At 57.9% G+C, this 20,871-nt stretch carries 18 protein-coding genes; 7 read left to right on the top strand and 11 right to left on the bottom strand.

Annotated elements, in window-relative coordinates; all coding sequences use genetic code 11:
* Window positions 1-20: 20 nt before the first annotated feature.
* Both NA78x_RS26110 and NA78x_RS26105 read right to left on the bottom strand, forming a co-directional pair.
* On the bottom strand, window positions 21-2,489 hold the full coding sequence (locus NA78x_RS26110) for a DUF1549 domain-containing protein (protein WP_425615310.1): 2,469 nt from the start codon (window positions 2,487-2,489) through the stop codon (window positions 21-23).
* A 79-nt stretch (window positions 2,490-2,568) separates the two neighbouring features.
* Complete coding sequence (locus NA78x_RS26105; protein ID WP_425615309.1) at window positions 2,569-3,942, bottom strand: DUF1501 domain-containing protein; 1,374 nt, start codon at window positions 3,940-3,942, stop codon at window positions 2,569-2,571.
* Between the two features lie 245 nt (window positions 3,943-4,187).
* Here NA78x_RS26105 and NA78x_RS26100 point away from each other — a divergent pair, with 245 nt between their 5' ends.
* Entirely contained in the window at window positions 4,188-5,696 is a 1,509-nt protein-coding gene (locus tag NA78x_RS26100; protein WP_425615308.1) for a hypothetical protein, read from the top strand.
* A 2-nt stretch (window positions 5,697-5,698) separates the two neighbouring features.
* On the opposite strand, the gene NA78x_RS26095 is transcribed toward NA78x_RS26100, so the two are convergent.
* The gene (locus NA78x_RS26095) at window positions 5,699-7,240 is read right to left on the bottom strand and encodes an AAA family ATPase (protein ID WP_425615307.1); all 1,542 of its coding nucleotides are present in this window, start codon (window positions 7,238-7,240) and stop codon (window positions 5,699-5,701) included.
* A 268-nt stretch (window positions 7,241-7,508) separates the two neighbouring features.
* On the opposite strand from NA78x_RS26095, the gene NA78x_RS26090 reads away from it, so the two are divergent.
* The gene (locus tag NA78x_RS26090) at window positions 7,509-8,411 is read left to right on the top strand and encodes an HDOD domain-containing protein (RefSeq protein WP_425615306.1); all 903 of its coding nucleotides are present in this window, start codon (window positions 7,509-7,511) and stop codon (window positions 8,409-8,411) included.
* On the opposite strand, the gene NA78x_RS26085 is transcribed toward NA78x_RS26090, so the two are convergent.
* The 4 genes from NA78x_RS26085 to NA78x_RS26070 all read right to left on the bottom strand — a co-directional run bounded on the left by NA78x_RS26085 (window position 8,401) and on the right by NA78x_RS26070 (window position 11,372).
* The gene (locus NA78x_RS26085; protein ID WP_425615305.1) at window positions 8,401-8,829 is read right to left on the bottom strand and encodes a hypothetical protein; all 429 of its coding nucleotides are present in this window, start codon (window positions 8,827-8,829) and stop codon (window positions 8,401-8,403) included. The genes NA78x_RS26090 and NA78x_RS26085 overlap by 11 nt on opposite strands.
* A 28-nt stretch (window positions 8,830-8,857) precedes the next feature.
* Window positions 8,858-10,273, bottom strand: coding sequence for a sulfatase family protein (locus tag NA78x_RS26080; RefSeq protein WP_425615304.1), 1,416 nt, complete (start codon window positions 10,271-10,273; stop codon window positions 8,858-8,860).
* Between the two features lie 129 nt (window positions 10,274-10,402).
* Complete coding sequence (locus NA78x_RS26075) at window positions 10,403-10,924, bottom strand: hypothetical protein (protein WP_425615303.1); 522 nt, start codon at window positions 10,922-10,924, stop codon at window positions 10,403-10,405.
* Window positions 10,925-11,099: 175 nt separating this feature from the next.
* A complete protein-coding gene (locus NA78x_RS26070; protein WP_425615302.1) occupies window positions 11,100-11,372 on the bottom strand; it encodes a hypothetical protein in 273 nt (90 codons plus the stop codon).
* Between the two features lie 348 nt (window positions 11,373-11,720).
* Here NA78x_RS26070 and NA78x_RS26065 point away from each other — a divergent pair, with 348 nt between their 5' ends.
* The gene (locus NA78x_RS26065; RefSeq protein WP_425615301.1) at window positions 11,721-12,113 is read left to right on the top strand and encodes a type II toxin-antitoxin system RelE/ParE family toxin; all 393 of its coding nucleotides are present in this window, start codon (window positions 11,721-11,723) and stop codon (window positions 12,111-12,113) included.
* Window positions 12,113-12,475, top strand: coding sequence for an XRE family transcriptional regulator (locus tag NA78x_RS26060; protein WP_425615300.1), 363 nt, complete (start codon window positions 12,113-12,115; stop codon window positions 12,473-12,475). The genes NA78x_RS26065 and NA78x_RS26060 overlap by 1 nt, the downstream gene beginning before the upstream one ends.
* 62 nt (window positions 12,476-12,537) lie before the next feature.
* Here NA78x_RS26060 and NA78x_RS26055 read toward each other — a convergent pair whose 3' ends face one another.
* Together NA78x_RS26055 and NA78x_RS26050 are read right to left on the bottom strand one after the other, a co-directional pair.
* Window positions 12,538-14,937, bottom strand: a complete 2,400-nt coding sequence (locus tag NA78x_RS26055) for a DEAD/DEAH box helicase (protein WP_425615299.1) — start codon at window positions 14,935-14,937, stop codon at window positions 12,538-12,540.
* A gap of 128 nt (window positions 14,938-15,065) precedes the next feature.
* Window positions 15,066-15,938 (bottom strand): hypothetical protein, encoded by an 873-nt coding sequence (locus tag NA78x_RS26050; protein ID WP_425615298.1) that lies wholly within the window; start codon window positions 15,936-15,938, stop codon window positions 15,066-15,068.
* Between the two features lie 76 nt (window positions 15,939-16,014).
* On the opposite strand from NA78x_RS26050, the gene NA78x_RS26045 reads away from it, so the two are divergent.
* Window positions 16,015-16,488, top strand: coding sequence for a hypothetical protein (locus NA78x_RS26045; RefSeq protein WP_425615297.1), 474 nt, complete (start codon window positions 16,015-16,017; stop codon window positions 16,486-16,488).
* On the opposite strand, the gene NA78x_RS26040 is transcribed toward NA78x_RS26045, so the two are convergent.
* Entirely contained in the window at window positions 16,478-16,900 is a 423-nt protein-coding gene (locus tag NA78x_RS26040; RefSeq protein ID WP_425615296.1) for a hypothetical protein, read from the bottom strand. The genes NA78x_RS26045 and NA78x_RS26040 overlap by 11 nt on opposite strands.
* 70 nt (window positions 16,901-16,970) lie before the next feature.
* The gene (locus NA78x_RS26035) at window positions 16,971-17,894 is read right to left on the bottom strand and encodes a DUF1559 domain-containing protein (RefSeq protein ID WP_425615295.1); all 924 of its coding nucleotides are present in this window, start codon (window positions 17,892-17,894) and stop codon (window positions 16,971-16,973) included.
* A 464-nt stretch (window positions 17,895-18,358) separates the two neighbouring features.
* On the opposite strand from NA78x_RS26035, the gene NA78x_RS26030 reads away from it, so the two are divergent.
* Together NA78x_RS26030 and NA78x_RS26025 are read left to right on the top strand one after the other, a co-directional pair.
* Complete coding sequence (locus tag NA78x_RS26030) at window positions 18,359-19,792, top strand: dicarboxylate/amino acid:cation symporter (RefSeq protein WP_425615294.1); 1,434 nt, start codon at window positions 18,359-18,361, stop codon at window positions 19,790-19,792.
* 138 nt (window positions 19,793-19,930) lie between these two features.
* Window positions 19,931-20,866 (top strand): DUF1559 domain-containing protein, encoded by a 936-nt coding sequence (locus NA78x_RS26025; RefSeq protein ID WP_425615293.1) that lies wholly within the window; start codon window positions 19,931-19,933, stop codon window positions 20,864-20,866.
* Window positions 20,867-20,871 lie beyond the last annotated feature (5 nt).

The raw sequence follows: 20,871 nt of genomic DNA, 5'->3' as shown, positions 1-20,871 counted from the left end.
CAAACGAAGACAGACGCAGCCTAGTGATTGAACACAAACTCGCGGCTGGTCAGTACGCTCCAAAAGACATCTTCCAGGATTGCACGGCGTTCCTCGGCCGGGACATCGGCAAGTTCTTTGAGAGCCCGCTCTTTTTCCTGCGGAGTGGGCAGCCGGCAAAGAGCGCTCAGGAAGAGCTGGTCGAGCATTTGCGAGTTGTCCTGCGCGACGGCTTGTTCAATCGCGTTGTCTTTTGCCTTCAGTTTGTTGTTGAGCGTTTCGCCGTTGAGCAGGTGAAAGACCTGCGTCATGCTCGGTTCGTCGCTTCGTTCGCAATCGCAGGTGATGAGTCGATCAGGCCGGCCGAATGTTTTCAGAAAATAGGAGTCGACGAAGGCATCGGGCAATTGCAAGGCTCGCTTGGCACTCACGGCATCGCCAGGTTTGCCATCGGGCTTCATCGCGCGGAATTGTGATGGGGTGGCACTGACTTGCGAGAAAGCGTCGAGGAGCACTTCGGCCTTGAGTCGTTTGGGATAGTAGCGACTGTAAAAGCGATCGTCGGCTGCGTTGCCATCCAGGGGCTGACTGCTCCGCTGATAGGTGCTCGATTGCAGAATGGCTCGTATCAGCTGCTTCAAGTCGTAACGATGTTCCTTCAAGTACTCTGCAGCGGCCGACAGCAACACTTCGTTGCTCGCCGGGTTGCTGGCCCGCAGGTCATCGACTTTTTCTACGAGCCCAATGCCAAAAAAGCTGGCCCATACGCGGTTGGCGATCGAGCGGGTGAAGTAAGGATTGTTCGGCGAAACCAGCCATTCGGCCAACTTGATGCGGCGGTCGGCGGTGTCGCTGAACTCGACGGCTGCGCCATCGAGCGGTCGCGGTTGTTGAGGCTGACCGCGACTCGGTTGCAGCAGTTCACCTTGCGTATCGCTGTAGACCACGCGCATGCCATCGCCGTTGCGAAAATCGCCGCCCCAGCCTTTGGCTCGCACGCGAGCAAACATGTTCGCCATGCCATAGTACTGATCGTTCGTCCATTTTTCCAACGGATGGTTGTGGCACTTCGCGCAGTTGATCGAGAGTCCCATGAAGGCCTGCGATACCGTCTCGGCCATAATCTCCGGATCTTGATGCAACGCGTAAAAGTTCGCGGCACCGTTCTCATGCGTGCTGCCAGTGGCCGTGACAATCTCGTAAACGAACTTATCCCAGGGCTTATTCTCAGCAACCGCCTTACGGATCCAGTTGTGATAGGTTTCCAGTGCTTTTGGCCGAAGGCGTTCGCCCGAGAGCAACAGCAGGTCGCCCCATTTGTTGGTCCAGAAGTCGACAAACTCGGGCCGACCGAGTAAATGGTCGATCAACTTTTCTCGTTTATCGCTGGAGCTATCGGCGAGGAAGGCTTGTGTCTCCGGCAATGTCGGCAGCGTGCCGATGGTGTCGAGATAGGCCCGGCGGAGGAACGTGGCATCGTCACAGCGCGGTGATGGCGGAATACGAAGCGATTGCAACTTTGCGAGAACCAGGTCGTCGATGAAGTTGGCGCGCTCTTCCTTGGCGTAGACTTCGGCCGGCACCTGATTCGGATAGGGCGACGAAACGTAAGCCATCTCGGTCAAGTTGAGATACCAAACGCTGACGGCTCCTTCGCCGCTGCCGGTAACTTTCACCTGGCCATGTTCGCCCACGGACGCCACGCTGCTGTTGGTCGAAACGTACTTCGACCAGCGCGTCACGTCTTCCACATGGCCGTCGTTGAAGTGGGCGAGCACCACCAGTTGTTGCGTTGTTCCCGGCACTTGTTGTGAGATCTTCGGCAGAACCTCCAGCCGTTTGATCTGCGGATCGTCGTCGCGCGGACCGGGCGTGCCCGCGGCGATCCATTCGGCGATGACTCGGTACTCGATCGATGCCGGATCGAGTTTCACGCCACCTTTGTGTGGCAGCAGGCCCGTCGGCTTCGTCAAAATCAGGCTGCGACCGGGATCGCTCGGCACGATTCGTCTGCCAACGGCTTGCCGGGTGAGATAGGTGTAATCGGCATCGACATCGAAGCCAAACAGGGTGAGTCGAAAGCCCTTTTGACCCGCCCGCGCGCCGTGACAAGCGCCGCCGTTGCAACCTTGCTCGCTGAGAACCGACTCGACATGGTTGCGAAAGTTCCACTGAAATGGCTTTTCCAACTGCGAGACCGTTACTTCCGCCGTTGAGGTCTGTCCGCCGGCTTCAGCGATAATCGTTGCCTTACCGTTGGCCACGGGAATCGCCACGCCCTCTTCAATTCGCACGACCTTCTCGTCACTGCTGGTGAGCTTGAGGCCCTCGCGAACTTGGGCCAGTATCTGTTCGCCAGATTGCTGCTGCGCAATCAGGGTTTGCCGCGCTTCGGGCGAACTGAGCGAAATGGTCGCTGGTAGCAAGACAAGTTTTGGCTGCTCGTTCGCTGCGGTGATTGAAGTCAGCGCAAGCAGGAACAATGTCGCGGAGAGAGAGGAACGCCACATCGGATTCACCAGATTCTTCGCCGGGCTGAAGCGGAAGGCGGGAAGCCCGCGAGTTTCAATTCAGTTGCGCGTAAACGGATCAAAACAGTTCTTTGATTTCGTGCTTGCCGAAATCGACCAGCGGGAAGGGACGTCCGGCAGGACCGGGTAGCGCGGTTTCGATATCAAAACCGAGGCTCTTGTAAATGGTAGCTACGACTTCCGAGGGTTCCGTCGGTCGTTCGGCAGGATAGCCACCGGTCGGGTCGCTCTTGCCGATTGCTCGTCCACCTTGAATGCCGCCGCCGGCGAAATACGTAGTGAAACACTGCGGCCAGTGATCGCGACCGCCGGCGGGATTGATCCGCGGCGTGCGACCGAACTCAGCCAGGTTGCAAACGAGTGTCTTCTCAAGCATGCCGCGCTCTTGCAAGTCTTCGAGCAGGGCCGCATAAGCCTGGTCGTACATCGGCGCGACAATGTCTTTCATCCCCTCGATGCTGGTGAAGGGCTTGCTGCCGTGAATGTCCCAGGTGATCTCATTGAAGACCGTAAGGAACGTATTTACCGTGACGAACCGCACTCCCGCTTCGATCAGCCGGCGAGCGAGCAGACAGCATTGTCCAAAGCGGGTCATACCGTACTTTTCGCGCACAGCCTTCGGTTCCTTCGACAGATCGAAGGCCGAGCGAGCTTGCGGGCTCGTCATCAGCCGATAAGCCGATTCGAAGTTACTATCCATCAACTTGGCGGCCGGGCTGGCTTCGAACTGTGTCACCTGGTCTTCGACAATGTTTCGCAGGCGGCGGCGGCGATCCATGCGCGCATCACCCATATCGGCCGGCGGTAACAGGTCCGGCACTTTGAAGTTGGGTTGCGAGGGATCGGCCATCAACAGGAAGGGGTCAAAAGCCTTGCCGAGAAATCCTGCATCTTGACCATGCGGCAAGTTGCCCCCCGTCGAACCCATGGGTTCGGGGAGAATGACATGGGCGGGCAAGTCGGTCTTGCGACCGCGCAGATAGGCAACAGCGCAACCGGCGTGAGGTGTATTCACGCCACCAGAGAAGAGCCGGCCGGTCTGCAGCATTTGATGGCCCGTATCGTGGACCGCTGCAGCGGTGTGATAGCAGCTGCGCACGACCGAGAACTTGTCGGCATGCTGAGCATGGCGGGGCAGGATCTCGGTGATCTGAAAATCGCCCTTCGTCGAGATGGGCTGAAAGGGGCCGCGAATCTCCGCCGCAGCGTTGGGCTTCGGGTCGAAGGTGTCCATCTGGCTGGGCGCGCCGAGATTGAAAATCATGATGCAGGCGCGGTCGTCGTCCTCTTTGCTGACGAGGCCCGCTTCTTTCGCCGCCAGCAGTTCCGGCAGGCCGAGCCCAATGGCACCCAAGGCACCTACTTGCAGGAAATCGCGGCGGGTGACGCCATCGCAGGTATGGGCAGTGCCGACATCGGTCAAACGCAGCATAGGTCCCTCGGCTATCAGCAGTTGCAAGCGGGGTGGGAGAGGCTACTTGGCAAGGGTTTTCGCGGACATTGCCACGCTATCACAGGCTCGGCCTAATATCAACCAACAGCGGGAGTTAACACCGCCCCGAGAGCCAGAGGAAATTGCCGCAGCCGATACTTTCTCTCGTGCCGGGGGTTAGAAGTAGATACACTGGAATCTGCCCCGATCGCAGCCGTCATTCTCTTCCGCCGTGAGGCTTTCCCATGAAGAACCTTCGCCCTTGGCTAGCCACTTTGTCGCTGGCTGCTTGCAGCCTGTTGCCAATCACTGCCCAAGCTCAGTTTGGAGGTGACCGGGGAGGTGATCGTGATCGCGGCGACCGCGGCGGAGATCGAGGTGACCGTGGCAGCGATCGAGGAGGTCGCGGTGGCTTTGACCCGTCCGATTGGGTCAAGCGAATGGACCGAAACGGCAACGGCATGATCGAGGCCGATGAGATGTCGGACCGTTCACGCGGCTTCATCGGCGAAATGGCCAAGCGAGCCAATCTCGATTTGAACCAACCCATTCCAGTCGACAAACTTGTGAGCGCCGCCCAGCAAGGTCGCGACGGTAGTTCTTCCGGCAGCGGTTCTTCGGGTTCGTCCAGCGGCTCTTCTTCGAGCAGCGACAATCGCAGCAGCAGCGATCGGGATCGCGATCGAGACCGTGAGCGGAGCAGTTCTAGCAGCAGTGTCAAACCAACCACACCGCAAGTGATGGGCTTTGGGGCCGACGACAAAACGCCGCGCGTGGCCGGCTTCGATGTGCCACTTTCCGTAAATACGGCCGTCCCGCTGGAGAGTCGTTATGACACTCGCGTCTTGGAATACGTCGATCGCATGCTGCGTGACTACGACAAGAACAGCGATGGCTTTGTCGACAGCAACGAGTGGAAAGAAGGCAAGTGGTCCACTCCCCCAGAAGAATCCGACACGAACAAAGACGGCAAGCTCAGCAAGGCAGAGTTGTGCGAGCGTATTGCGAAGCGGTTCGGTTTGACAGCACCTCCTGGCAGTCCCGCCAGTAGCAGTGGTTCATCTAACAGCTCCGGTAGTTCCTCCTCGACTCCAGGCTCTTCCTCTTCGTCGGGCGATGCTGCAAAGTTCCGTTCGTGGGCCGAGGGAATGATGCGGCAGTACGACAAAAACCGAAGCGGGTCTCTGGAGAAGGATGAATGGGGCGACTTGAAACCGGAGCATCGCTTGGCTGATACCAACAACGATGGTGTTATTACGCTCGATGAATTGACCGCCAAGTTGGCCGCCTATACAGGGAGCTCGAGCAGCAGTTCCTATGGCTCATCCGGCCGCTCATCGTTTGGTAGCAGGGGCAGCACGACCAGTGGCAAGCCTGGCGACAAGAAGAGCTACAAGTTCTCGACCGCCCTCGACAAGTTGCCCAAGGGATTGCCCGACTGGTTCCTGCGCAACGATGCTGACGCCGATGGCCAGATTGCTATGGTCGAATACTCAGCCTCGTGGAGCGATACCACCGCTGCGGAGTTCCAAAAGTACGACCTGGATGGTGACGGCTTCATCACCCCGACGGAGGTTCTGGGCTCGACTGGCCAAACGGCTCCGTCCAGCAGCAGCAGCCGAGATTCGGGTCGCAGCTTCGGCCAGAGTTCAACTCGTGAACCAAGCCGGGACTCAGGCAGTCGCGAGCCAGGACGAGAGTCGAGCCGTGAACCCGGTCGAGAATCTGGCCGCGGATTCTTCGGCTCGCGCTAGCTCTACATCACCGCAAAGTAGTTCTCGACCGCCAGGTCGAGAAACTCAGCCGTCAACTCGGGCTGTTGTTTCTGATACAGGCAGAAGTTCTTTACCTGCAACAACAGGTCGCGCGGTTGGCAGGCGCGAAACGGGCGATTCACTGCGCGGTAGTGCTTCTCAATCAAGTGATCGATGGGCGGCGTGCTAAAGGTGAATCCCAGCTTCGGGCACATCATCTCGAAGAGCTTGCGGAACTCTTCTTCCGACGGATTGAGCACTTCGATCTTATACGGAATACGTCGCAAGAACGCTTCGTCGACCAGATCCTTCGGTTCCAGGTTCGTCGAGAAGACGATGAGCTGATCGAAGGGGACCTGAATCTTTTTGCCGTTAGGCAGGTTCAAGTAGTCGTAGCGTTTTTCGAGCGGCACGATCCAGCGATTCAACAGCTGATCGGTACTCATCTTCTGACGACCAAAGTCGTCGATCACCAGCGTGCCGCAGTTGCTCTTGAGTTGCAGCGGAGCTTCGCTGATGCCGGTCGAGCGATTGAGTGTCACTTCCAGGCTGTCCATCGTCAATTCACCACCGACGACGATCGTGGGGCGGCGAATGCGAACCCAGCGGCGATCGAGTCGCGATTGATCGAGCAGGCCCGTGTTCTGTGGCAGTGGACATTCTTCGTGATTGACCGGATCGAAGAGGCGGATGATTTCGCCATCGATGCCGATCGCCCGCGGGATCCAAATGTATTGACCGAAGGCCCGTGTAACCCGCTCCGCGATGGTCGTCTTGCCGTTACCGGCCGAACCATACAGGAACAAACCTCGGCCGCTGTTGATCGCGGGGCCAAGTCGCCGCAGCATGTTGGGATTGACCAGAATGTCGCTGAACGCGCGATTCAAGTCATCCTGCGAAGGATGCTGCTTGGTGAGCGATTGGGCGGTGATGCCCAGAATGTAGTCCATCAGCGAAACAGGAGCCGAACCGAAGTAGGTGCAGTGCTCCATGTAACGGCGGGCGCGTTCGCGGCCCAGATCGGTGAGTTGATAAACGTAGTCGTTCATCGGCGCGCTGCTGCGATAGATCAGCAACTGATCTTGCTTCAACGCACGCAGCAAAGCATCGACCAGCACGAACGGCATGCGAACCTGATCGGCCATTTCACGGCCGGTGAGATCGCCGCGAGCGAGCAGAAACTTCAGCACCAGCGCTTCGACTTCGCTCTCGGTCAGGCCCGCATCGCGAATGGTCGGCGGTTCGATCGGCAGAAACTCATCTTCCACCACAGCGTCGACAGGTGTTGCGGTTGGCGGTGCGCCCAGATCCGGCAAGGCTGGTTTTGGCGCCGCGGGCGAAGGAGCAGAAGTCTTTTTGGGATCGGTGGTCGTAAGGTGATTGATGCGCTGCAGCAACTGCGCGAGCTTGGCGTCTTGCTCGGGCGAGCGACTTTCCGCAGGATCGTGCTGCGGAGTCTTCGCCGCGAGCGCAGTCCACGTGTCGGTGCCGCCGGCCTTTTTGCCAAGCAGAGCCATCAAGTTGTTGTCGTTTGTTTTGGTCATAAGTCTCGACCCTCTCCCGCCAAACCTTAGGTTGCCAAACGTCAACGGTCAAATGGCGGTGGGGAGTCAAAAGTGTGGGTCGCGGCGGTTGTAGCGACGGCAACTGTATTGTCGAGTTGTCCGTGACACGTTTGGTCAATCGCCTTCTGAATTCCCAGCTTTCTAGCGCCTTTTGACATACCTTTCTTCTGAGGCAGTTGCGCAATTCCGCAAGTGCCGCCACTGCCGGCCGATTGGTAGTGGCTCGCGACGCAAGGGCGAGGCAGGCGTGACGCAAACAACCCAGCCAAGATCTACGACCATCTCTTCGATTCCGCCGGCCCGGCGCGAATCGCTCGAGCGGTTGTTTGCGCGGATGGAACAAGTGGCTGCCTTGCCAGGCATTGCCCAGCGCGTGCTGCAACTCACCGACTCCGAGCACGTGCGGACCGACGAACTGCGCGAAGCGATTCAGAACGATCCGATCCTCGTCGCTCGCATTCTCCGGCGACTCAACTCTGCCTACTACGCGCTCAGCACGAAGGTCACCGACCTGCGGACCGCGATCAGCCTGCTAGGCTTTCGTGAGATTCGCAATCTGGCCATGACGGTCTGCGTCTCGCGCATGTTCGAGACCCCCGGCCATCACGGCACCTATCGTCGCGAAGCTTTGTGGGAACACAGCGTGGCCGTGGGTGCGGCGTCGCGACTCGTCGCGCGGGTCTGTGGCCGCGGTGTACCCGAAGAGGCCTACATCGCTGGCCTGCTGCACGACCTGGGCATCATCCTCATCGACCAATCGCTCCGCCGTCACTTCTGCCAGGTGGTCTCGTCGGTCGGTCCCACGATTCCCACCTGCGAAGCCGAGAATCGCATTCTCTCCTTCGACCATGCCCTGCTAGGCGGCTTTGTAGCCAGCAAGTGGAACCTCGCCGAACCCGTCATCGACGCCATTGCCTACCATCACTCCAGCGGCGAATACACGGGCCCCCATCAAGACCTGGTCTATGTCGTCGCCGTCGCCAACTACCTGTGCAGCCGGGCCGGCTGGACCTCGCTGGGTGTGCACAACGTGCAGTCACCTCCCGACTCCGTCTATGCCGGCCTCGGTCTCGACCAGATCTCGCTCGCCATCATCTGGGACGAACTCGAACCCACGCTCGAACGGGCCGAGTCACTGGCTACGGGGTAGCGCTCGATATCGCCTCCGTTGTCGTGATTTGCAATCGTTCGAATCCTTTGATGCCGCGCAGCTCGTAACCAAAGTCTAGTTCCCAGGGTTGATCGCGCCTGCCGCTCCGAATTTCCAAATTCACCGGGCCAGAAGTCTTTTGCAGAATCTCTTGAATGCGGGCTATGCACTGCTTGTAGTGAAGTCGTTGATTGGTGTGCGCAAAGTAAATCACGCCATCTTCGTCTTCATCGTTGTAGGTAATTAGCAGGCGGGGCGCGTCCTGAGCTGGCGTTAGTTCCTTGACTGGAAAAGTACCAATGCCCGCGCGCTCTTTGGCAAAATACAGCGAGTCTGGATCTCCCATCACATTGGCGGTGGTGTAAAGCGCGCGGCTGAATTGACTGCAGCCGGTGCTGGCAGCCAGAAGTAAACTCAAGACAATCCTTTGGCAGGTCTTCATCAAGTCACTCGCTGAGTTTGTCTGCCGACCGGCGATTCTTCCCCATTCGTTTCGTCAATGAATCGCCCAAATCCTCGCGGGCGACTTCTGCTAGTTGTTGCAATCGCCCAAGGACTTCCGCATTCGCCGCTGCGACGTCCGTCGTCTCGCCAGGATCGGACTTCAGGTTGTACAAGGCAAGCCCAGTTTTTCCCTGCGTATAGCCATCGGGCATGCCGTCCTTTCCTGGCTTGCCGGTGAGCGAACGAAAGGCGTGCGGAAAGTGCAGCTTCCATTCGCCACTACGAACAGCATCCAGACCATTGTCCCAGTAGTAATAGAAGGCTTCGTGCGGACTCTTCGCCCCAGGCTGCGACGACCACAGCGGCCACACGTCTTTGCCATCGAGCTTGCGATCGGCCGAGACCGTGCCGCCCGCGAGCTTGACGCAAGTCGGCAGCACATCGATGGTGCTGCATAGCTCCGTGCATGTCTTGCCAGCGGGTATCTTGCCCGGCCAACGTGCGACGAACGGGACGCGATGTCCACCTTCCCAGGTCGTTCCCTTGCCTTCGCGAAAGATGCCCGCCGAGCCCGCATGATTGCCGTACGAGAGCCAAGGGCCGTTATCGGAAGTGAAGAGGACCAGCGTTTGTTCGTCGAGGTTCAACTTCTTCAGCGCGGCCAGAATCTGTCCGACGCTCCAATCGATTTCGCTGATCACATCGCCGAACAGGCCTTGCTCGCTCTTCCCTTTGTATTTGTCCGAGACGAACAACGGCACGTGCGGCATGCTGTGCGGCAAGTAGACAAAGAACGGTTTCTTGGCGTGCTCTTCGATGAACTTGACCGCCCGTTCGGTGTACCACGTGGTGAGTTGCGTTTGATCAGGATCGTGCTCGACGGTCTTATCGCCGTCGAAGAGCGGCAACGGCGGAAAGTTCTTCGCCGTGGGATGCTTGGGCCACATGTCGTTCGAGTAAGGCAAGCCAAAGTAACGATCGAAGCCATTCTGCTGCGGCAAGAATTGCGGATGATGCCCCAGGTGCCACTTGCCAAAGATGGCCGTCGCGTAACCTTGATCCTTCAAGTACTCAGGCAGCAACTTCTCTGCTTTGGCGATGCCAAGCTTAGCCGCTGGACCGAGCGCGCCGAGGATGCCCACCCGCTGCGGATAGCAACCGGTAAGCAGCGCGGCTCGCGAGGCACTGCATACGGCCGCTGCCACTTGAAAGTCGGTGCAGCGAACCCCTTCCGCTGCGAGCCGATCAAGATTCGGCGTCTGATAACCTTTGGCACCAAACGCACCAATATCGGCGTAACCCAGATCGTCGCAAAACACCAGCACGATGTTCGGCGGTCGATCCGCTGCAAAGCCATTCGACGCCTGAGCAATCAGCAGCAACCCACAGAACCCAACCAGCCGCAGCGCGTTCATCATCAAACTCCGTGGACTTGCCTTTACCTTCATCTGAGCCGGAAGCGTCAGCGCCCGGAGAGTTCCGCATTTTTCGATTTCTAATCTCCGGGCGCTGACGCTTCCGGCTCAGGAAACAAGGACATTCACGATTTAGTGAGCATGCCCGTGATCGTCAAAATCGATCTTCTGGTTGAACTGCTTGTCGCCGATCTTCACGTTCAGCGTCGCCGTCGTTTCGCCGCCCAGGGTTTCGAGGAAGCCGAGTAGTTCCTTGTCGACGACTTCAAACTGCGTGGCCAGCGGCATGTCGCCCGTCGTGCGATCGACGGCCGCCAGGTCGTACTTCTTGGTCTCTCCCTTGGCAGTTACCTCGATCGAGATCGTCTCGTCGGGGCTCGCCGCGGCCGGATTCACCTTGATGTCCTTGTCGAGTAGATAGACGGCGACCTTGCCGCTGCCGTCGTCATGCGTGAACTCGGCGTGATACTCTTCCGCCCCAATTGCCAGCACCTTGCCGGTGTGCGGACCCTTCGCCGAGTGCGAATGGCTGTGTTCTTCGTGACCGGTCTCGGCCGGCTTGATCTTCGGGCCTTCGTCACCCTTCTTGCAGCCTGTGCCGCACAAGGCAGCGAGCGTGAAGAGAAACAGAGCCAACCAGGTTCCGCGTTGCATAAATCAATTCCTTTTTTGTCGGACTTCGTGTTTCAAGTTACCAAACTAACTGTCCGCCATCGTATCGCTCACGGCCAACCAGTCGCAAGGTAGCGACCAGTCTCGCCCTCTTTCGCCGCTATAGGCATTCGTCTCATTTTGAGCAAGGGTCTTCATTGTTCCCTAACTATTTTCCTCATCGCCCGCTTCCGTCATTGTCGTGAACAGCCCTGTTCACCCCGTTTTTGATAACTTTTTCGCGCGATTTTTTCATTTCGATTCGATTGCTCGAAGCTGAACTCTGCCAAGCTCTTGGGTTTCGGGAAACGGCCCATTTGATGGTTATTTCGCCCTCTTGCCGATAACCATCTGATAACCACTTTCGCACCCCCTGAACAGTCTGCGATTCCCGGCCACAGCCGCCGCGTTCGCTCTCCCCAACGGCGGATAGATTTGCATTGTTGCTCATGTGTCGGCTCTGATTTGTTGCGCCATTGATAAATGAAATATAGTGCATGTGATTTTAAGTTGCGTCGGACATGGTCGATATGTGCGCATAAAACGGCGTCTACATTCTATGGATGTCCGTGACTAGTTAGGTCACAAGAGAGGCAGAAAATTTCAATCGTGTGGGCCGGCATGGAAACCATCCTCTGCGGAGGCTGTCGTGGTAGTGAGTGTGCGTTTTGGGTAAAACAAAGCCAGCCGGAAATCGCGCGACAGTGAGAGCAAATTTTCCGCCTCGACTGCCCCTATTTGCTGATTTGACGACATATCGTATCCGATATATAATTCAGCGTGCGAGGAGCAGCGTTCAATGGCCAAAGCCAAGCAAGACAAGCCGCCCCGCAAGCCCTTGGTGTGGTTGGAAGGAGAGGTGAAAACGCCTCCTTTCACCGTGGAGGGGAGGCAAGAAGTCGGGATGCTACTGCGATTGCTCCAAGAAGGACTACGATTGTCGATGCCCCATGCCGAGGCCTTGCCGGATGTTGGGGCGCGGTGCGGAGCCTTGCGGGTGCGCGATTCGCAGCATAACTGGCGGATTATGTATCGAATTGATTCAGATGCGATTCTTGTCCTCGAAGTGTATGCGAAAAAGACTCGCAAGATCCCGGACGAAGTCATCGCTCGCTGCCAGAAACGGCTAAGCCACTACGACGCGGCCATCAAGGTGGCGAAGAAGAACAGATCAGAAACGGAGGCGGAATAATGGACGCTACCAAACGGAAGGCAATTGAAGCAGCGGGTTGGAAAGTCGGCGATGCAGCTGACTTTTTGGAGATGAGTTCTGAGGAACGCCAGCTACTCGATGCGCGCGTGGAACTCGCGTTGGCAGTTCGCAGGCAGCGAGAATCTCTCCATTTATCGCAGAAGCAATTAGGAGCCCGGCTCAAGACTAGCCAGCCTCGAGTGGCCAAGATCGAACGGGCGGCAGCGGACGTTTCGATGGATCAACTCGTTCGAGCGTTTACGGCGGCCGGCGGAACAATCGTGGTCAAAACCTCGACCAAGGAGAAAAAGGGAAAGCCTTCTGCGGGCACTTTGACTCTCGAAGTCTCATCGCCGAAGTGACGCTGCGGCTCGCCTTCCAAACTTCCCTGGCCCCTAACCTCTGGCCCCTTCCTCTCTGCCTCCTACAGCCCCGCTTTCTCGGCATCTTCGAGCGTCTTGTCGGTACTCTCGGGATCGACCTGGCGGCAGCACTCGGTCAGGGTGCCGGCGATGTCTTTGAGGTCGGCTTGCCACTCGTCGAGAGTCAGTTCGGGCGGATGGAGCGAAGAGAGTTCTTTGACGAGTAGAATCATCCGCAGGAAGTGGCGAAAGAAAACGCCTTCTTGCTTTTGCAGCCCGCGGGCGGTGATGTACTTGTTGAAATTGCCGCCGAACTCCAGCACTTCTCCCACCGCCCAGACGGGAGTCGTGTACAGCGTGTGCACGTCGGGAAATTGGGCATCGAACAGCAGCCGCAGCTTCTCTGGCAGGGAATAGATCTTCATGCGCTGCTCGTAGGGCAAGCTGCGTTGTTCTTCTTTTTCTTCCGGTGTGAGCGGTGCTCCGAGTTGCTGGACCGTTGCGAGTCCCAACTGGACAATCTCCATATCCAGGCGCTGGGTGGCGAGTGGTCCCGGCGGCATGTCTTCGTAAAAAGGAATGCGCGCCATGCGGGCAGCAGTGCCTGGCATTTCGAGCACGCTTTCGAAGGCTTGAATCCGTTCGGTGCGGTCGGCGATCCCCAGTTGATTGACGAGATACACGGCATACAGCGGATTGATGCTGCGAATGCCGAGCAGCCGTTTCATATCGGGCGTGGGGAAGGCCTTGTGAGCCTTGTACTCGTTGACTACTTCTACGGGTTTCGCGGCTTCGACCTTGACAGGCGCGAGGCCGTCAGGCGATTTGCTCTTGGCCAGTTGCGACAGGGCCGCTGACATCAGTCGTTCGGTTTCCGTCTGTTTCTTTACCGTAGGCTGAGCCGCTTTCTCGGCAGCCGCTTCGGCGGGGGTGAGTTTCGGCGGCGGAGGGGGCTCGAGCGTGACATAGCCGGCTGCCCAGAGCGTCATCAACATCCGGTCGAGTTGCTTTTGTCCCTGCACTTGCTTGGCCGAATCGAGCAGTCGCTTGCCGACGAGATTGCGGAGCGGATCGACGTCGGGCGAGGCATCAAGCAGGTACGTGAGCAATCGCCAGGGCAAATTGCCACGGCTGGTCAGCTTGCCGGCTGGAGCTTTTTGCAATTGCAGAAAGTGTGACTCCTGCCAGTACTGCACATTCTGGCTGCGGGTGGGCATCTTTCGCTTGAGGTCCTTCTTCGCCCGCAACAGATTCGGATCCTTCGTGTCTTCGGGAATCTGGTCGTACTTCACTTTCCAGCGCAAGTGCTTCACATCGTCTTCGTGAGCCAGCGCGAAGATGTAACCCTGGTTGTCAAACTGTGGCCGCCCCGCGCGGCCGAAAATCTGATGCGCCGTGCTGGGCTCGATCAGCTTCATATCGCCGGGAGGACCTTTGAGGAGCGTGGGAAGGACGACACTGCGCGCGGGAAGATTGATGCCCGCGGCGAGTGTTTCGGTGCAGACACAAACCGAGAGGAGCTTCTTTTGAAACAGGTCCTCGACGATGCGGCGATACTTGGGCAAGATGCCGGCATGGTGGACACCCACGCCGCGAAACAGCAACTGCTTTAGCTTGGGTCCGGCACCGTCCGAGAAGTCGCAGCGGTCGAGTTCGGCGGCGAGACGTTTTTGCTGACCATCGGCTAGGAGTGTTTTGCCTTTGAGTTGCTCGGCGATAGCCCAGCATACGTCGCGATTGAACGCGAAGATGAGGGCCGGGGTGTACCGCTTGGTATCGTCACCTTCTGCCATCTTTTCGATATGCTCATTGAGCAGTTCGTCGCCGACCCATTGATACGACAGCGGTACCTTGCGCTCGGTTCCTTGCACCAGTTCAATCGACCGATGATGACTGTGCCGCAGCCATTGGCAGAACTCGAACGCGTTGCCCACCGTCGCCGAAAGAAGCAGGACGCGAATGTGCGGTGGCAACATGCCGAGGGTGAGCTCCCAGACCATGCCTCGCTCGGGATCGGCAAAGTTGTGAAACTCGTCCATGACGACGGCGGATACACAGCTGAAATCGAACGCTTCGGTATGGAGCAAGCGATTGAGCAGAATCTCGGCCACGACGACCAAAATCGTCGCCTCGGGATTCACACGGCGATTGCCGGTTACCAGGCCAATGTCGTCGCGCGAGAAGCCCCAGCGTTCGGCGGCGTCCTGCATTTCCTGAAATTTCTGTTCGGTCAGGGCAATCAGCGGCGTCGTGTAATAGGCGACCGTGTTGGTATGCAACGCTTCGAACAGAGCCGCTTCGGCAATGAGCGTCTTGCCGGTGCCGGTCGGTGCGCAGACGAGCACGCCTTGTTTCGCCGTGAAGTATTGCAGCAGCGCTTCCTCTTGCACCGGATAGGGCGCATAGGGAAGCGATTCGAGATAGCGATTCGCCAGTTCGTCACGCGAGGGAAGTTCAGACATCGTTATATTTCTTGCAACTCCCGCCCCTGCCCCTGCGGCAGGGGTTTAGCGGCTTTTGGGCTAGCCATGTTATCGTTCGCGGTAGCTAGTGCCAAAGCCATTAAACCCCCGGGGCAGGCCCGGGGGCGTTAATGTAGTTTTTTGAAGCGGGCTCGGATCTCTTCCACGCTGCCGAGGGTGATGATCAGTTCGTATTCCCATTTCAGCCCAGGTTCGATGGCGAACTGAGCGAGCGGAGCGAAGTACGAGCAGGCACCTTTCGCGGCGTCGCCATTGCCGAAGCGATAACAGGTGAGTTTGCTGGCTGCGGGAACATACGCGCCGAGCCCAAAGCCGGCTTTGTCGACGTAGGCTGCCCAGTGTTCGGTCATTGGCTTGTAATCGTTCGGCCAGCCCGGCTTCGATTTTGAAAGTTCCTTGCCTTCGAAGGGTTGAGCGCCGGAATACAAAACCAATTGATCAAATTCAGGCTGCAGAAAGATCGCTGGCAGCTCTTGATCGGCGCGAGGATGTTTTACGGTGCCGGTGTAGTCGAAGCGATAGTGGACTCGCAGCAGATTCCCGTCCAGCCGCAAGTTCTGTTGCATCCGGCATTCATCGAGGTCCTTTCCGCTGGCCCAGTGCTTGGGAAGGGTGGTCGCGTCCAGCGTGTCCTTCGTCGACTTCAACTCCAGCAACTTCGCGCCGGTGCCTTTCCAGTCGCCACCTTGCACGGGGTTCCACCGCCAAGGCTGTTTGTTCCACAGCGAGCCATCGGCCTCGCCGTAATACGACTGCTGCACGAGCCGGCCGCGATCGAAATGGTTGATCAGGTTCTGCTGGCTCCCGGCGGGCGAGATCCAGCCAATGCCGCCACCGGAAGACTTCTTCACACCAACACGCAGCGACTCGTTTTCGATAAAGACCCATTCGGCGGCATCGTCCTGTGCAAGAGCCAGCGCAGGGAGCATCAGCACGAGGGCCAGCAAGGCAAGGCGCAGGTAATGAACGGGTACAGGCATGCACCTAAGATATCAGATTGAGATGGAGAGCCGTGTGCACGGGCGCTGTGGTAAAATAAGCGATAGGAATCCTGCTATGGACCAACTCATCATTCCGCTGGCGATGGTCGGCTTCGCGATCTTTTGGGTGCTGCTGTTGCACCTGATTGCCTATCTCGGTGGCTGGAAAGAACTGGCCCGCCGCTTTCCCGATGACCAGACGCACGAAGGAAAGCTGTATCGCTTTCAATCGGGAGCCGTCACTCCCATCGCGAGAATCGACCTGCCCTGCAACTATGGCAGCAGTCTCAAGCTGCGGGTTTGCACCCAAGGGCTGGGCATCTCGGTGATCGCGCCCTTCCGGTTTGGGCACGCCCCGCTGTTCATTCCCTGGGACGAGTTTCATCGCCCGCAGATCAAGAAGTCGCTCGGCTTCTTTTCGTTCTTCGAAGCCGAAGTTGCCAGCCCGCCGATCGTGAAGATGGTTCTGCCAAGCTGGGTGCTCGAACTGCAACAAGAGGGAGTCGCTGAGGGGACAGCCTCGGCTAATGTTCGCGGATCTACTTTGTAGAAAGATCCCAGTCCTGCTTTACGCTGCCACCTTTGACATCGAGCGTCAGCTCGGTGGCACTATGGTACTTTGCAGGCAACGATTCCGCGGTTGTTTCCATGGTCGGGCTATCGGGAGTGTCGTACAGCTTGCGCATGCCGGTCACCTTGGGGGCGTTGATCACAACCTTCTGCATCCCCTTGGGCACTTGCACCGTGAAGGTACCGTCCGTAATCGCGCCGCCGGCAGTGGTCGATTGACCATCGACAGGCAGGAAGGAAATGGCTCCCTTCTTCAGCGGCTCGCCATCGACTTTGACGGTGCCAGATACCGTGGTAAGTCCGCCAGCTCCGCCGCCGCAGCCGGCGATCGTTCCCAACAAAACAGCGACAAGGACCAAGAGACTTCGATTCACGACGCCGATGCGAGACATGTAAGAAACTTCCAGCAGAATAGCGAGATTAAGGACAGCCTAACTACCAACTACTTGTGCTTTGCAAAAACTAGAAGGAAGGGACGACCTCGCCGCCGTCCATCGTGCCGAGTGCTTGCCATGTCGACAGGATGATGCTGTCGGTGACAAATCGCACGCTGCCATCGCACAGCACCGTATTTACTCCACCCGGGTGCCGACTGCGTGCTGCGTTGAATTGGGCACCAGAGGTGGTGACGGGCATTTTGGGATCATTGTTAGGCACGGAGAGGTTTACGACGTCCAATGTTGATGAGTTGGGGGTACTCAAAGTCATGAATTTGAATACGCCGTCGTCGTTATGAATGTCACCGCGCCAATCAACGTCCCCCGTGTCCTTGGCCTTCAAGTATTCTGCAAATAAGAGCGTGTTGGAGGTGCCGTCCGTAATGTTCTTCATGCGAGTGAGCAGCGGGGTCGCACGATTCCCGTTCTCGTGACTAAAAGGAGCATTGGCAACCGTAGAAGCTGCACCATAAGTGACCTGCCCCCAGTTGATCATGTAATTGCCGCGGACGCGGGCGTAGTAATGATTGGTTTGGTCGACCCCGCCCTGATCGGTTGGGCAGTTATACAGCTTCAACCGGACGCCACAGAGACCGTCCATCGTGTTTGGAATCGAACACGGTGGCAGGTAAAACGGCTGGGTGTAGTCATTCTTAACATCCATGCTCCCCTGCTCAATGTACGGCCACAAAAACATGACGTAGGTGCGTCGCGGTGTCGATGTAGCGCCGAGTGGCAGCTGCAGCAAGTTGTCGTGATAGTTGTGCATCGCCAGGCCCCATTGCTTGAGATGATTCAAGCATTGGGTACGGCGAGCCGATTCGCGGGCGGCTTGCACAGCGGGGAGCAGGAGCGCTACCAGCACGCCAATAATGGCGATGACCACCAGAAGTTCGACAAGCGTAAAACCACGCCGCGGGGCGCGAAAGCGAGACAAGCTGCTAGACATGGCGGATCAATCAGAGGAGAGAGGAATCTGCGACTGCTGACTGCCAGCGTAACAATGGCTGGCATTTCATTCAAACGACTTTGCGCAAAAAGGGGACATAAATTGCGGGGCAGCCCCCTAACAGACGGAGTTAAGCGTGTGCTAATGACAAGGCAACCGATGCGACGCTCGTTCAGGGGGTGTTCACGAACCGGGCAGGTTTGTGAACACTGACATGCGTGGCGCCCGAGGAATATGGCAGGTCGTGTTCACAAACTGGGCCGACTTGTGAACAAGTTCTACTCGTCGACATCGTAGCCTTCTCGCTCTGCCGAGATGGTAGAAGCGAGACTTGCTTTAAGAAGTTAAGCACATCATCTCGGCGGAGCGAGATGACTACGGTGAAGATGAATACGGTGGAGCGATGCGCCCGATGCTATGCTGGGCAATCTCTCCAACCCCTCAGCGCATTGAAGCGGTGAAGCATGTCTGCTGGTGAAGCGAAACCCAACGAACCAAAGCCGAAGGCGGCGTGGTGGTCGCCGCTCTCGTGGCCGTTGTATGTGCGTGTGGTGCTGGGGGTGATGATTGGGGCGGTGATTGGGTACCTCTTTCCGGCCGAAATGAAGGACGGGGTGCTGACGCCACGCGTGATCGCCATCGGCCGATTCTCGATAGGCTGGACGACGCAGGACTTGGGTTCCATCGCCACGCTCTACATTCAGTTGCTGACGGCGCTGGCGACGCCGCTGGTCTTCTTTGCGGTCGTCGAAGCATTTGTGCGAACGAACATCACGGGCCGCCAGGGTCTGAAGATGTTCGCCATTTGCCTGGTCAACATTGCAGTGGCGTTTGCCATTGGCCTGACCATTCTCAATGTCTTCCAGCCTGGCGCGGCCTGGCAATCGAAGGTGGCGGCGTATTTCGCCAACAATGCGGAACCGGCAGAGACCGAGCAGGCAGAACCAACAAAGCCCAAAGCACCTGCATCGGACCTGGCCAAGCAAGTGGAAGGAACGTCGCTCTCTCCCCTGGCGATGGTGAAGAAGTACGTGCCGAAGAGTCTTGTGCAGCCCTTTGCCGAGAACACCGTGCTCACCGTTGCCGTGCTCGCAATTCTGGTCGGTGCGGCGCTGCGCTCGCTGAAGACCGCCGGCGATGAAGAGTTGCATCCTTCGCTGGTGGCTACCGAGCACGTGATCATCGCGGGCTATCAAATCATCGTGAAAATGCTGATGTGGCTGATTGAACTAGCCCCCTATGCCATTTGCCTGGCCGTGATTGGCGTGGTGGGTATGGTCGGTATCGAAACCTTCAAGATGGTCGGCGTGTTCTTTCTCACCGTGACTACGGCTCTGTGCATTCACGCGTTCATCTACTATCCGCTCAGTGCGTGGTTGATCGGCGGCAAGAGTCCGCTGCTGTACTTTCGCGAAGGGGTCGGCGCGATCCTCACCGGCTTCTCGTTGAACAGCAGTCTCGCGACGGTTCCGCTGACCTTAGCTGCCCTCGAGCGACTTCGGGTCAGCGATTCTTCGGCGCGGCTCTCGGCCTGTGTCGGTACCAACTTCAACAACGATGGCATTACCCTGTACGAAGCGATGACGGCGCTCTTCATCGCCCAGGCAGCTGGCATGGAACTGTCGCTCACGCAGCAGATTACGATTCTGCTCGCCGCGCTTGTCGGCAGCATGGGCATTGCCGGAATCCCGAACTCCGGACTGATTATCCTGTCGCTGGTGCTTAAAGCGGCGATGCTTCCCGACGCGCTCATCGAATACGCGCTTCCCATCGTGTACAGCATCGACTTTATCGTCGCCCGCCTCCGCTCTGCCGTGAACGTGATGGGCGACCTGCAAGTGGCCATCTTGCTCGATGCCGGTGGACCAGCACCGGAACTCGAAACGAGCGGTGAGTGATTGGCACTTTCCGCGAATTGGCAGTTCGGCAACCTGCGCTCTGTGTTAAACTGAGGGGCTGCTTCAGTATTGCATTCGACCGGCGTTCCTTCCTCCCTGAATCGCCGGGCACTTTCTCTCCAGGTGCGATTAGGGCTCATGATGTATTGGCAACGGACGGTTCGGCGCGGTTTTACACTGGTAGAACTCTTGGTGGTGATCGCGATTATTGGCGTGCTCGTCGCGCTGTTGTTGCCTGCGGTTCAGGCCGCCCGCGAGGCTGCTCGACGCATGCAGTGCAGCAACAACGTGAAGCAGTTGGCGCTCGCCTCGCACAATATTCACGATACTTACCTGGTGTTTCCGCCTGCCGGTGCCAAGGGAAATGGCTGGAATGGCAAGGTCACTCGCCAAGGCCCGTTCTTTGACAAGCCAGGGTCATTCTTCTTTCATATTTTGCCGTACATCGAGCAGACCGCCCTCTACAACGGCGCTGTGGGAGTGATGTCGGCATCGACTCCGCCCACTTCGATGGATACCTCGTACAACGGCCAGCCCATCTACAAGTATCACCTCAAGTCGTTTCGCTGCCCGTCGGATAAGAGCCCCGGTTTGAACACCCAGTTTGGCAATCCGAAGGGGCCAGACGCGACGCACGCCCTCTCGAACTACGGAGCCAACTATCTGGCGTTTGGCGATCCCTCGGCAACTTCGCAAGAGGGTGCTTCGAAGATGGCAACCTTTACCGATGGTACTTCCAGCACGGTGTTCTTCGGCGAACGTACCGGCTGGTATGGCCCCAATACCTATTCCAGCTTGTGGGCCAACTCGGAGAATCGTTGGAGTCCGCAGATCTGTCGCGCGCTCGGCTCGGGCAACAATGTGGCTGGCTACGTCGCCTGTCCCAAGTTTCAAGTCGATGTGAAATGGGACCTCGGAAACGGTGCCATCGGCGGTGGCGAGTCGTCTCACCCTGGCGTGATGAATGTCGGCATGGGCGATGGCAGCGTGCGTGCCATCAGTGGCTCGATTCTGCCGGCAACCTGGGCCGCCATTTGCGATCCGCAAGATGGTGCCGTCCCGGGCGACTATTAATCGCC

The organism is Anatilimnocola aquadivae, from assembly GCF_049819085.1.
GTDB lineage: Bacteria > Planctomycetota > Planctomycetia > Pirellulales > Pirellulaceae > Anatilimnocola.
Note: the sequence above shows the minus strand (reverse complement) of the source record. Positions and strands in the feature narration are given on the sequence as shown.